The sequence below is a fragment of the Clostridium sp. Marseille-QA1073 genome (assembly GCF_054863625.1).
This window is the reverse complement of record NZ_JBSVQM010000001.1, coordinates 391,431-405,182: the sequence shown is the minus strand read 5'-3', so window position 1 is coordinate 405,182 and position 13,752 is coordinate 391,431. Positions and strand designations below refer to the sequence as shown.

The following is a 13,752-nucleotide window of genomic DNA, read 5'->3' as shown; positions in this document are numbered from 1 at the left end:
CAACAATTTTAGTTACAACAGTGGCATCTTCAATATTTCTTTCTGGTTGTAGCGATAAAAATGTTGATAAGGAAAAAAAAGATGGGGAATCGTTAACAAGTAAAGAAGAAATAAAAATGGATAGGGAACAGTACTTAAACTTTTTATTAGGAGCTGAACCAAAAACATTAGATCCAGCAAAAGTTTATGATATTTATTCTTCACAAGTACATGTAAATATAATGGAAGCATTAACTAGATTAGAAGTTGATGAAAATGGTAAAGAGGTTATAAATCCTGGTGCAGCTACAGAATGGTTATTATCTGATGATGGTTTAACTTGGACCTTTAAATTAAGGGAAATGAAATGGAGCGATGGAGTAGATGTTACTGCTGACCAATTTGTATACGGCATATTAAGAACATTAGCAGCAGATACAGGATCACCTTGTGGATATTTATTATATCCAATAAAGAATGCGGAGGCATATAATGCAAATAAGGTAAAAGCAGAGGATGTTGGAGTAAAGGCAATAGATGGACATACTTTAGAAATAAAACTTGAAAATCCATGTGCACATTTTTTAAATTTAACTTATTCAAAAATTATGGAGCCACAAAGAAAAGATATAATTGAAAAGCATGGAGATAGATATGGTTCAGAAGTAGATACTATGGTATTTTGTGGACCATTTATAATGAAAGAATGGATACACAATAATAGAATAGAATTAGAAAAGAATACTACTTATTGGGATTCAGATGTGGTTAAACTTGAAAAAGTAAAAATGAAGGTTATAAAAGAAGAAAATTCTAGGATGAATGAATTATTCAATGGTTCTTTAGATATGGGTGGGGTAAGCAAGAAAGAGTGGATAGATAAGTTTGATGCTACTGGTGAATTTGAAGTTAAAAAGAGTTATGATACTTCTGTGTGCTATACATTTTTTAATCAACAGGATAAATACTTTAAAAATGCAAAGATTAGAAAAGCATTTTTATTAGTAGATGATAGGGAAGGGGCTGTAAAAGCTTTATATAGAGATTTAGCAGAGCCTTGTTATGCTTGGGTACCACCAGCAGTTCAAGTTGGAAATGATGAGTTTAGAACAAAAACAAATTACAGGCCGGTGGATGAACTTAAGAAGGAAAATCCAGATGCTAAAAAACTGCTAATAGAAGGACTAAAAGAAGAAGGATTAGACCCTGATCCATCTAAGCATACAATAAAATTACTTCAATCAGGAACAAGCTCTAAAGATAAAGAATTTGCGGAGTTTAGTCAACAAAATTTCCAGTCAACATTAGGAGTAAAGGTAGAGTGTGATTTTGTTGAATGGCCAATATTTCAAAAAAGAACAGGGGAAATGGATTATCAGCTAGCTTCTCAAGCAGTTTTTGCAGACTATAATGATCCTATGACCTATTTTGATATGTGGATGTCGACAGCTACAACTGTTCCAACAGGATGGAAAAACGAGAAATTTGATGATATAGTAAAAAAAGCAGGAAAAAGTATGGATAATGAAGAGAGAATTAAACTATTTAATGAAGCAGAAAAGATTTTTATATATGATGATGCAGTTATAAGTCCAACAGTTTGGAGATTTAAAAATACTTATGTACGTAAGTATGTTAAAAATTATATGTCGCCAACCTTTGGTTCTCTAGATCTGAAAAAAATATATACAGATGGAAGGGAAAAATAGTTATTAATAATAGAGCGCAGTTTGTACTGCGCTTATTTTAATTTAAAAATATGATTACTATAGAGAGAGTAATTTTAAAATTATTATACAATTGAGAGCTGATTATTAGCAAATTAATGATCTATAAATATCTCCTTTATGGATGGAGTTCTAAATAGACTTTTTATTACACAATAATTTTTTAGAATAACTCTATTTTGCAGAAGATAAAATTGTAAAGGTATTTAAAATACTGGATTTTAATAATATAATAAATATTGTTGTATTTAATTATTCATATATTTTTAAATTTAATGAATTATTTATATAATAAATTTTCATATATCTTAGTAAGATGCATTATTTAAGATATATGATGATAAAACTAAGGAGGAGAATATGAAAAAGATACATGGCATACTGTATATTGTATTATCAGCAATAGCTTTTGGGATAATGCCTATACTTGCTAAATTAGCTTATAGTGGAGGAGCAAATGTACAAACAACTTTATTTCTAAGGTTTTCCTTTGCAACTTTGATGTTATTTTATTATATAAAAACAAAAATATATCTTTAAAGCTTGAAAAAAAACAATATGTACTTTTAATATTTTTAGGGGTAGCCGGGTACTCTTTAACATCAATGATGTTATTTTTATCTTACAATTATATATCTGTAGGTATGGCTACAATGATAATACATAGTTATCCAGCAATAGTTACTTTTTTATCTTTTGTATTTTATGGAGAGAAGTTAAGTTTAAAAAAAATACTTTGCCTTATACTTTGTATTTTAGGAATATTTATAATGGTAGATTTAGGAGTAGCTAACTATGATATAAGAGGAATTTTATTAGCTTTAATATCTGCTATAGGATATTCTTTTTATGTATTAGGAGCATCTCATAAATACATTAAATCAACAAATAACTATGTTATTACTTTTTACATATCACTAGTATCTGCTATAAGTATATTAGCTATAGGATTGCCAACTCAAACCATTAATTTAAATATAAAGTTTTACAGTTTAGTAGCTATACTGTTATTAGCCTTTATATCTACAGTTATAGCACTTATGGCATTTTTACAGGGAGTTAAAATTATCGGACCTTCTAATGCCTCTATATTTGGAACATTAGAACCTATTGTTACTTTAGTATTAGGAATACTGATATTAGGAGAAGGAGTACAATTTAAAACCATATTAGGAAGCATACTGATAATTATATCTATGATTATATTAGCAAAGGAATAATTTAAGTAAAATGAATAATAACTCACTATATTTTAATATTTTTAAATATAGTGAGTTATTTTTATACTTATATTAAACATAATGTTTACAAGGAATAAATATTTAAATATAAATAGCATTAAAGGGGGGATTTATATAATCATAAACTATAATAGAAAAATTTATGATAAAATATCATGTTATTATTTGAAATATCTCATTGAGTAAAGGCAAATTTTAATTATATATTGCTTTACATAATTTGTTATAACTAAAGTGCTTAATGGGGGTAATAAAATGAAAAAAATTTATGGCATTTTATATGTAGTAATGTCAACTACTTTCTTTGGAATTATGCCAATATTAGCTAAAGTAGCTTATAGTGGAGGGGCAAATACTCAAACTACATTATTTTTGAGATTTTCTTTTGTAGCTATAATATTATTTCTTTACTTAAGATTTAAAAAGATATCTATAAAACTTAAAAAAAATCAGCTTATTTTTGTATTTGCTTTGGGCATTATTGGATATACCATGATGTCAGTATTACTTTTTATGGCATACAATTATATGTCAGTAGGAATAGCAACAATGACTTTATATATTTATCCTGCCATAGTAACAATTTTATCTTCAGTAATATATAAAGAAAGAATTAATACAAAGAAAATAATATGTTTATCCTTATGTATAATAGGAATATTTATAATGATAGATTTAGGTAGTGCTAGTTTAGTTATATTATCTCTATTAGCTTCGTTATGCTATTCATGGTATGTATTAGGAGCATCTAGTAATTATATAAAATCAATAGATAGTTATGTTATGAGCTTTTATGTATCATTATCATCAGCTTTAGCTACTTTCGTAATAGGATTAATTACTAACAATTTAAACTTTCATATAAAAGCTTACGGATTAGTTGCCATAGTTATGATTGCATTTATATCTACAGTGGTTGCATTGATGGCATTTTTGCAGGGGGTTAAAATAATTGGTCCTTCTAGCGCAGCTATATTTGGTACTTTAGAACCTATTGTTAGTTTAATATTAGGCACATTAATATTAGGTGAAGCGCTAGCTTTTAAAACTATGCTGGGAAGCTTTTTTATAATAACATCTATGGTTATATTAGCAAGAGAATGAGGAATATTAAATTAAGTGTAAAATTCATTTAAAAACTATTAAGGTATTAAGAATAAAATTTTTACTATAATTCTTTATTTTCATTCTTATTTTTAATTGCTGTGAGTTTGCTACAGTTTTCTTACTTTGTCATGGTAAAGTAATAATATATTAAAAATATTCAGAATATTTTTATTTCATTTATTTAGAGGTTAAATCAATATTATAAAGAATTATATGTAATAAGAATATTATTTATAAAAAAGGGGGCAAATATATGAACAAGGTTATCATAGACGGAAATAGTTTAACACTTCAACAAATAGTGGACGTAGCTAGAAATAATTATCTAGTAGAACTTAGTGAAGAAGCAAAAGCAAGAGTTAATAAATCAAGAAACATAGTTGATAAAATTGTAGAAGATGATAAGGTTATATATGGAATAACTACAGGCTTTGGAAAATTTTCTGATGTTACAATTTCAGGGGAAGATTCCAAAAAATTACAAAAAAACTTAATAATTTCTCATGCCTGTGGTTTTGGAGATAACCTTGAAACAGAATATGTTAGAGCAATTATGCTTTTAAGAGCTAATGCACTTTCAAAGGGATACTCAGGGATTAGACTATCTACATTACAAACATTAATAGATATGCTAAATAAAAAGGTACATCCTTCTATTCCAGAAAAGGGTTCCCTAGGAGCGTCAGGAGATTTAGCACCGCTTTCTCATATGGTCCTTCCTATGCTTGGTGAAGGAGAAGCTGAGTATGATGGAGAAATACTATCAGGTAAAGAAGCAATGAAAAAAGCTAATATTGAAATTATTGAGCTTACAGCGAAAGAAGGATTAGCACTTATAAATGGAACTCAGGTTATGAACTCTATAGCTTCTATTGGAATTTATGATGCAATAAATCTAATGAAACTAAGTGATGTAGCAGCAGCTATGACATTAGAAGCACTAAGAGGAATTAAAGATGCCTACGATAAAAGAACTCACTTAATAAGAAATCATCAAGGACAAATTATTACTGCAGAAAACATATTAAATTTAGTTGAAGACAGCACATTGATAACAAGCCAAGGAGAAATAAGAGTACAAGATGCGTATACTTTAAGATGTGTACCGCAAGTACATGGAGCAAGTAAAGATGCTATCAGATATATACAGAGTGTAATAGAAACAGAAATTAATTCTGTTACAGATAATCCAATTGTTACAGAAGAAGGGGATGTAATATCAGGAGGAAATTTCCATGGACAACCTCTTGCTTTAGGTTGTGACTTTTTAGGAATTGCTGTAGCTGAAATGGCTAATATATCAGAAAGAAGACTTGAGAGATTAATAAACTATCAACTAAATGATTTACCACCATTTTTAGTTAAGCATGGCGGATTAAATTCAGGATTTATGATTGCGCAATATGCGGCAGCAGCATTAGTTTCAGAAAATAAAATATTAGCTCATCCAGCTAGTGTAGATTCTATACCTTCTTCAGCAAATCAAGAAGATCATGTAAGTATGGGAACTATCGCTGCAAGAAAAGCAAGAGATATAATAAAAAATACTCAAAGGGTTTTAGCAACAGAAATTTTAGCTGCTTGTCAAGCAATAGACTTTAGAGAAGGCTTTACTTTAGGTAAAGGAACTAAAGAATGTTATGAGGCAGTTAGAAAAGTTACAGACTTTATTGATAAAGACGTTGTTATGTATAAAGAGTTAGACAAAGTTTTAGAGATTATTGTTGATAATACAATATTAGACAAGGTTGAAAAAGTGGTAAAAATAAATTATTAAAATATTATTTATTACATAGGGAGGGTGATTTTTATGGCAAGAATTATTGAGTGCATTCCTAACTTTAGTGAAGGGAGAGACAAAGAAAAAATAGAAAAGATTATTGATACTGTAAGAGGAGTAGAAGGGGTAAAATTACTAGACTACTCTAGTGATGCAGATCACAATAGAACTGTTGTTACACTAGTAGGTGAACCAACAGCAGTAGAAAATGTTATTATTAATATGGCACAAAAAGTTTATGGACTTATAGATATGAGTGTTCATCATGGTGGTCATCCTAGAATGGGTGCCTTAGATGTAGTACCATTTGTACCTATTAGTGATGTATCAATGGATGAATGTGTGGAGATAGCTAATAGAGTAGGTAAAGTTATAGGAGAAAGATTCTCAATACCTGTTTATTTATATGAAAAAGCAGCATCTGCTCCACATAGGGAGAATCTAGCTACTGTTAGAAAGGGGCAATATGAAGGATTCTTTGAAAAGATTAAAGAAGAAAATTGGAAACCAGATTATGGTCCAAGTGAAGTAAATGTTAAAGGTGGATGTGTTGCAATATCTGCTAGACAGCCTTTAGTAGCTTTCAATGTAAATTTAGGTACAGATAATTTAGAAATTGCAGATAAAATTGCCAAAACTATAAGACATTTAGGTGGAGGACTAAGATTCGTTAAAGCTATGGGAGTTATGCTTGAAGAAAGAAATATAGCACAGGTTTCTATGAATTTAGTTAACTATGAAAAAACAGCAGTTTATAGAGCTTTTGAAATGGTTAAGATGGAAGCAAAACGCTATGGAGTACCGGTGGTAGGTAGTGAGGTTATTGGACTTTTACCTATGGCTGCATTAATTAATAGTGCAGAATACTATTTGCAAATAGAAAACTTCTCTATGGATCAAATATTGGAAAAAAGAGTAAGTGAATAAAGTTAAAGAGGGAGGTACTTCATGTCAATCATAATAAAAAATATTGACTGTTTAGTAACTTGTGAAGGTAGCCATAAAAAAACTAAAGAAGAAATGAACGATGCTAAAATTATAAATAATGGTTATGTTGTCATTAATAATGATATAATAACTGAGGTTGGAACTGGAGACGGGTATAATAAATATTTATCAGAAAATTATACCATTATTGATGGAAAAGGTAAAACTGTGACTCCAGGACTTGTAGATCCCCATACTCATTTAGTGTATTCAGGATCAAGAGAAAGAGAACTTCCACTTAAATTAAACAAGGTAGGATATATTGAAATATTAAACAGTGGTGGTGGTATATTAAGCACTGTTGATAGTACTAGGAGAGCTTCTTTTGAACAGTTAGTAGAAGAAAGTAAAGCTAGATTAGATATAATGCTAAATCATGGTACTACTACTGTTGAAAGTAAGTCAGGATATGGATTAGATTTAGAAACAGAAGCTAAAATTTTAAATGTAAATAAAGAGCTTAATAAAATTCATCCTGTGGATATAGTATCAACTTTTATGGGTGCTCATGCTATTCCTAAAGAATATGTAGGAAAAAGAGTTGAATTTATAAAAGTAATTAAAGATATGATTCCATATATTAAGGAAAATAATTTAGCAGAATTCATAGATTGTTTCTGTGAGGAGGGAGTATTTACTACAGAAGAGTGTAGAGAAATACTCTCCTTAGGAAGAGAGTATGGATTAATTCCTAAAATTCATGCAGATGAAGTGGAATCTGTAGGTGGAGCTGAACTTGCAGGAGAAATAAAAACAATCTCTGCAGAACATCTAATTGCTGCAAGTGATGAAGGAATAAAAGCACTAGCTGATAATGGGGTAGTAGCAGTATTACTTCCATCAACTGCTTTTTATTTAATGCTTGGAAGATTTGCAAGGGCAAGAGAGATGATAGATAAAGGCGTTTGTGTAGCACTGGCTACGGATTGTAATCCTGGTACATCACCAACAGAATCTATGCAGACTGTAATGACGTTTGCTTCTTTTGGAATGAGAATGTTCCCAGAAGAAATTATAAATGCTATGACTATAAATGCAGCAGCTTCTATGAATCGTGAAAAAGAAATAGGAAGCATTGAAGTAGGAAAAAAAGCTGATATAGTTATTTTTAATGCTAAAAATTTAAATTATTTAATATATCATTTTGGAATAAACTCTGTATACAAGGTTATTAAAAGTGGTAATATTGTAGTGGGAAACTAATATAGGAGCGTGATATATATGTTAGAAAAGAAAACAGTCAAGGAATTTGTAGAAGAATTAGCGTCATCATCACCAGCACCAGGAGGGGGAAGTGTATCTGCAATTTCAGCTTCATTAGCATCAGCATTAACTTCTATGGTATGTAATTTAACTGTAGGTAAAAAGTCTTATAATGAACTTGAAGATGATAAAAAAGCATCTATAGATGAAACATTAAAGGCTTGTGAAGAATTAAAATTTAAATTCTTAGATTTAATGAATGAAGATACAAAGGTATTTTTAGAACTTATGGAAACTTTCAAGATGCCTAAGGATACTGAAGAGGAAAAGAAAGTTAGAAGTGAAAAAATACAATTAGGTTACAAGAAATCATTAGAAGTACCACTATCAACTGCTAAAGCAGCTTTCGAACTATATAAATATATATTAATAGCTGCACAATATGGAAATAAGAATGCAGTTTCTGATGCAGGAGTTGCTGCTCTTATGACTCAAAGTGCTATTGAAGCAGCTATATTAAATGTAAAAATTAATATGTCATCAATAAAAGATGAAGAATATAAAAACGGTATAGAAAAAGATATTGAAAATATAAGTAGTGAAGGTATTAGACTAAGAGAAGAAATATTGAAAATAGTTAATAGTAAAATATAGCAGAATATGCCAAAACACATTAAGTGTTTTGGTATATTTTTTTCTTAAGAGAAATAATTTTGTTTATTTCTCTTAAGAAATTAGTTTAATAAATTAATCCTTTAGAAATTAATTTTAATTATAATTTTTTATCTTTAATTTTTGATTTATAAATAAGATTTTTAGTATTTTTGCATATTTGATTATACTAGTAAGATTATTACGACAATTTGTTTCTTTATCTAATATAAAATATATCAGCTAACTTTGAGTAGATATTTTCCATATGACTAAATATACAGCATAAAAAAATATTGGCAAAGAAAAAATACCATAATTTTGTCCATTATAGTAAAAATATGGTTTAAGTAAAAATTTTTAGTATGATATATTAAAATAAACAATTAAAATTAATTTTTAAAGGGGGGGTAAGTGTGGTGGAGGTTTTTAGGGAAAAAATAAAAGAGTTATATACTTTATTATTAAATCCTATAGATGCAATGTTTAAATTATTGCACTTGAGGCTTTTAAAAAAGAATTTAAAGTACAAGATAATAAAACTATAGGTGAATATTATTATGACTCATTGAAAACCAATAAGGAAAAAGGAATAGTATATACTCCTTATCCAATAGCTAAGTATATTATAGAGAATACAGTTACTAGCATGGATATAATTAATAATCCATTTATAAAGATTATTGATCCAGCTTGTGGTGCAGGAAATTTATTAATTCCTTGTTTTTTACACCTTGTAAATCTATAAAGAAAATCTTAAAGAAATAAATATGAAAAATAAACTAAAGCTTAAAGAAGAAGATATAAATAATCATATTATAAAAATAATATTTATGGCTTTGACATTGATACAATAGCTATTCAAATCCTTCAAATTGATTTATTTTATCATAGTAACTCTAATATTAGCTATAACTTAATTAATGAAGATTTCCTTTTATGGAAAGAGGATAATAAATTTGATATTTTTATAGGAAATCCCCCTTATGTTGGACCAAAATTTATAGATAAAGATTATTCAATAGTATTAAAAGAAAAATTTAAGGAAATTTACAAAGATAAAAGTGATTTGTCTTATTGTTTTTTTAAAAAAGCATTGGACACCTTAAATAATAAGGGACAAATTTCATTTATAACTTCTAGATATTTTTTAGAGTCTTCTAGTGGTAAAGAGCTTAGAAAAACATTAAATGAAAATACTCACATTAGAAGAATTATTGATTTTTATGGAATACGACCTTTTAAGGGAGTTGGAATTGATCCAGTTATAATATTTATGGAAAAGCATAAAGGGAGTTTTGGCGAAGTTGAAGTGATAAAACCGTTATCTGACAAAGGTAGAAAAGATGATAGATTTTATAGTTCTTTATTTCTAAATGAAGGAGAAGATTATAATAGGTTTTATATTAAACAATCTACTTTGCAAGGAGAAAGATGGATACTTAGAAGTTATGAGGTTAAAAATATTATAAAGAAAATTGAAAATAAATGTAGTGTGAAACTAATAGATATTTGTACAAGTCATCAAGGAATTATTACAGGGTGTGATAAAGCTTTTGTTGTAAGAAATGAAATAATAGAGGATGAAAATTTAGAAAAGGAACTTTTAAAACCATGGATAAAAAGTAGTTTTATAAAACAAAACAAAGTTAATAGACAAAATTCTTTTATAATTTACTCAGATTTAATTGAAGATGAAAGCCAATATCCTAATTGTATGAAACATATATCACCTTATAAAGAAAAACTTAGTAGTAGAAGAGAGTGCTTAAGAGGTGTACGGAAATGGTATCAACTTCAATGGGGGAGAAATAAAGAAATATTTGATGACTATAAAATAATATTTCCTTTTAAAGCTTCTAGTAATAAGTTTTCTTTAGATTTTGGCAGCTATTTTAGTGCAGACGTATATGCATTAAGGTTAAAAGAAAAAAGTGAATTTACCTATGAATTTTTATTATTTATATTAAATAGTAAAATCTATGAGTTTTATTTTAAAACTTTTGCTAAAAATTAGGAGAGGATTTATATGAATACTATCCTAATAATCTCATGAAATTATTAATTCCTCCAATAAATGAGATATCTATTCATTGTGAAGAAGAATTATATAAATATTTTTTACTTACAACAGAGGAAATAGAATTAATAAATTAATTGGTATAATAAAATCATGTGCTTTTTAAGTGGTATAGATTTTTTTATTAGAAAAGTAAATTTTTATTTAAGAATTTTATAGCATCGATTTATTATCTAATAAGTTAAAAAATTTTAAAATAAAAAATAAAGTTAAAAAAATATATAGTAGATTTTATATAAAATAATTTTTGGTTATATTCCTTTCATAGATGGAAAAATCATTGCTATTAGTGAAGTTTAACGCTTTTCTAATTAAAATATTAGTAACATATTTGATTAAATAATTTGTTTTATATCACTAATTTAAAATAACATGGAATATTTGTTAATTCTGCAGGAAAATAATGTAATTAATAGAATATTTATGTTATAATGTTTTAGAAATAATATGATAATTAAAATCATATACTGATAGTTTAGCTATAATATTTTGAAGAGTATTGATTAAAGTGATTTACAATTTATTACCAAAAAATTAATTATTAGTTTAAATATTAATTTAAACATAATTTAATCTAAATATATGGAGGGATGTAGATGATATTAAAGTTTGACAATATAGAAGATAAGTTAATTGTAGAGCTTATGGGAGAGTTAGATCATCATAACGCTTCAGAGGTGAGAAATAAAATTGATGATATGCTAGATAGAGATAACATCAATAAGCTTATAATGAATTTTTCTGGAGTATCTTTTATGGATAGCTCCGGTATAGGTGCTGTAATAGGGAGATATAAAAAGCTTTCTATGAAAGGTGGAAAGCTTTGTATTACCAATTTAAAACCATCAGTAAAAAGAGTTTTTGAATTATCAGGGTTATTTAAAATTATTGATATTTATGATGATGTGGAGCAAGGGATAAAAAGCGTTTAGTGGAGGTATTAATATGTATCATAATAAAATGAAAATTGAAATTTTGAGTAAATCTGAAAATGAAAGTTTTGCAAGAGTAGTTGTATCAGCCTTTGCAGCACAGTTAGACCCAACTATTGAAGAAATAACAGATATAAAGACTGCTATTTCAGAAGCAGTTACTAATGCAATTATTCATGGATATGAAGAAGATGGAGATAAAATAGTTACATTAGAAGCTACTATAGATGATAATGAACTTACAGTTATGGTTAGTGATGAAGGCAAAGGTATTGAAAATTTAGAAATAGCAAGAGAGCCACTATATACTTCAAGACCAGATTTAGAAAGATCCGGTATGGGATTTACAGTAATGGAAACTTTCATGGATAGTTTAGAGGTTATATCAGAGAAGGGTAAGGGTACTAAAGTAATTATGAAAAAGACCTTTAATTCCTTAAGATAGGTGAATAATATGAGTGATAAAACACAGAAAGCTAATAGCTATAATTACGATGATAATATGCAGCTTATTAAGCTTGCAAAAGAAGGAGATAAAGTAGCTTTAGATAATCTAGTAGAAATGAATTTACCTTTGGTATCATCTCTTAGTAAAAAATTTTTAAATAGAGGATATGAATATGATGATATATTTCAAATAGGATGTATAGGTTTAGTAAAGGCCATAAATAATTTTGATGAAAGTTTTAATGTAAAATTTTCGACCTATGCAGTACCGATGATAGTAGGAGAAATAAAAAGATTTTTAAGAGACGATGGGATAATAAAGGTAAGCAGAAGCATAAAAAATACTGCTAGAAAGCTGCATTATGATAGGGACGCACTCACTAAAAAGTTAGGGCGTGAACCTACCATTGAAGAATTATCTAAATTTTCGGAAATAGATAAAGAAGATATCATTACAGCTTTAGAGTCCTCAAATAGTATGCAATATTTATATGATACTATCCACCATGATGATGGCGCACCTGTACTTTTAATAGATAAATTAAGTGAAGATTATGAAGAAGATACAGAAGTTATAGATAGACTTGCCTTAAAGGAAGCACTAACAAAGTTAGATTTAAAATCTCGTCAAATTATAATGCTTAGATATTTTAAAGATAAAACTCAAATACAAGTAGCTAAAATGATGGGAATAAGCCAAGTACAAGTATCTAGAATTGAGAAAAAAGTATTAAAAATGATGAGAGAGAAATTAAGTGGTTAAAGATAAGATGTATTATCATCTTATCTTTTTTTCATAAAATAATATGAATTGGAAATAATATTTATTGTGATATATTTTAGTAATTCAGAGAGGATGACAACAGTTAAAAACATTCATAAAAAATTATAAGAATTTCCTATAATCATTTATTTAAAATTGTAATTTCTTATTAAAATTTATATTCTTAAAGATTTTTTATCAATTATAAAATAATTATTAAAAATATGAAGAAAGGAGAATGTTGACATGTCACAAATTAAATGTGTAAAAATATTTGTGAGTATGTAAGGAATTTATTCCCCATAACTATATATCAAAGTAGTGTATGAAAAAATTATAGTAGAAAGGAATAAACTAAGTAGAGTATAACCTTATAGAATTTGTCAACGGTGAAGCAATGAAATCAAAAGAAACAAAAATAGTCGGTAAATTTTATGATATTTATAACAAAGCTACTCCCAAACCTAAGTTACTAAGAAATTGTTTTCGTGCATTTTGGACTGGTGGACTTATATGTGTTATAGGTCAATTCATACAAAATATGCTAGTTAGATGGGGATTTGTTACAGAACAAATACCAGGTTATGTATCAGTTATTCTGATATTTATAGGATCATTTTTAACTGGTATAGGAATTTATGATAAAATAGGAGATTACGCAGGAGCAGGATCAGTAGTGCCAATTACAGGTTTTGCAAATTCAATTGTGTCTCCTGCTATAGAGTTTAAAAAAGAAGGATTTGTATTTGGAGTTGCTGCAAAAATGTTTACAATTGCTGGACCAGTTTTGGTTTATGGTGTAGGCTCTTCTGTTATTTTAGGATTATTATATTATATTTTTAGGTGGTGATTTTA

14 protein-coding genes and 1 pseudogene are annotated in these 13,752 nt (G+C 27.8%); all 15 read left to right on the top strand.

The genetic code is table 11. From position 1 onward, the window contains the following. Positions 1-5 precede the first annotated feature (5 nt). The 15 genes and pseudogenes from ACY1IQ_RS01870 to spoVAC all read left to right on the top strand — a co-directional run bounded on the left by ACY1IQ_RS01870 (position 6) and on the right by spoVAC (position 13,747). Entirely contained in the window at positions 6-1,688 is a 1,683-nt protein-coding gene (locus ACY1IQ_RS01870) for a peptide ABC transporter substrate-binding protein (protein ID WP_461612357.1), read from the top strand. A 378-nt stretch (positions 1,689-2,066) separates the two neighbouring features. Continuing rightward, on the top strand, positions 2,067-2,246 hold the full coding sequence (locus ACY1IQ_RS01865) for a hypothetical protein (RefSeq protein WP_461612341.1): 180 nt from the start codon (positions 2,067-2,069) through the stop codon (positions 2,244-2,246). After that, complete coding sequence (locus ACY1IQ_RS01860) at positions 2,180-2,926, top strand: DMT family transporter (protein WP_461612356.1); 747 nt, start codon at positions 2,180-2,182, stop codon at positions 2,924-2,926. The genes ACY1IQ_RS01865 and ACY1IQ_RS01860 overlap by 67 nt, the downstream gene beginning before the upstream one ends. Positions 2,927-3,202: 276 nt before the next feature. Next, on the top strand, positions 3,203-4,051 hold the full coding sequence (locus tag ACY1IQ_RS01855) for a DMT family transporter (RefSeq protein ID WP_461612340.1): 849 nt from the start codon (positions 3,203-3,205) through the stop codon (positions 4,049-4,051). A gap of 256 nt (positions 4,052-4,307) precedes the next feature. After that, the gene (gene hutH, locus ACY1IQ_RS01850) at positions 4,308-5,831 is read left to right on the top strand and encodes a histidine ammonia-lyase (RefSeq protein ID WP_461612339.1); all 1,524 of its coding nucleotides are present in this window, start codon (positions 4,308-4,310) and stop codon (positions 5,829-5,831) included. 33 nt (positions 5,832-5,864) lie between these two features. Beyond that, positions 5,865-6,761 (top strand): glutamate formimidoyltransferase, encoded by an 897-nt coding sequence (ftcD, locus tag ACY1IQ_RS01845; protein WP_461612338.1) that lies wholly within the window; start codon positions 5,865-5,867, stop codon positions 6,759-6,761. Positions 6,762-6,782: 21 nt separating this feature from the next. Beyond that, the gene (hutI, locus tag ACY1IQ_RS01840; RefSeq protein WP_461612337.1) at positions 6,783-8,024 is read left to right on the top strand and encodes an imidazolonepropionase; all 1,242 of its coding nucleotides are present in this window, start codon (positions 6,783-6,785) and stop codon (positions 8,022-8,024) included. An 18-nt stretch (positions 8,025-8,042) separates the two neighbouring features. After that, positions 8,043-8,678: a cyclodeaminase/cyclohydrolase family protein gene (locus ACY1IQ_RS01835; protein WP_461612336.1), complete on the top strand. Its 636-nt coding sequence runs from the start codon at positions 8,043-8,045 to the stop codon at positions 8,676-8,678. A 416-nt stretch (positions 8,679-9,094) separates the two neighbouring features. Next, positions 9,095-9,223, top strand: a complete 129-nt coding sequence (locus ACY1IQ_RS01830) for a hypothetical protein (RefSeq protein ID WP_461612335.1) — start codon at positions 9,095-9,097, stop codon at positions 9,221-9,223. Between the two features lie 20 nt (positions 9,224-9,243). Next, positions 9,244-9,939: pseudogene (locus ACY1IQ_RS01825) on the top strand (HsdM family class I SAM-dependent methyltransferase); the annotation flags it as partial. A 12-nt stretch (positions 9,940-9,951) separates the two neighbouring features. Continuing rightward, positions 9,952-10,692, top strand: a complete 741-nt coding sequence (locus tag ACY1IQ_RS01820; RefSeq protein ID WP_461612355.1) for a TaqI-like C-terminal specificity domain-containing protein — start codon at positions 9,952-9,954, stop codon at positions 10,690-10,692. Between the two features lie 659 nt (positions 10,693-11,351). Continuing rightward, positions 11,352-11,687 carry an anti-sigma F factor antagonist gene (gene spoIIAA / locus ACY1IQ_RS01815; protein ID WP_039631231.1) on the top strand — a complete coding sequence of 112 codons (336 nt, stop codon included), beginning with the start codon at positions 11,352-11,354 and terminating at the stop codon, positions 11,685-11,687. Between the two features lie 13 nt (positions 11,688-11,700). Next, positions 11,701-12,132, top strand: coding sequence for an anti-sigma F factor (spoIIAB, locus tag ACY1IQ_RS01810; RefSeq protein WP_461612334.1), 432 nt, complete (start codon positions 11,701-11,703; stop codon positions 12,130-12,132). A gap of 9 nt (positions 12,133-12,141) precedes the next feature. Further along, the gene (gene sigF, locus ACY1IQ_RS01805; RefSeq protein WP_461612333.1) at positions 12,142-12,897 is read left to right on the top strand and encodes an RNA polymerase sporulation sigma factor SigF; all 756 of its coding nucleotides are present in this window, start codon (positions 12,142-12,144) and stop codon (positions 12,895-12,897) included. A 397-nt stretch (positions 12,898-13,294) separates the two neighbouring features. Continuing rightward, complete coding sequence (gene spoVAC, locus ACY1IQ_RS01800) at positions 13,295-13,747, top strand: stage V sporulation protein AC (protein ID WP_461612332.1); 453 nt, start codon at positions 13,295-13,297, stop codon at positions 13,745-13,747. Positions 13,748-13,752: the final 5 nt, after the last annotated feature.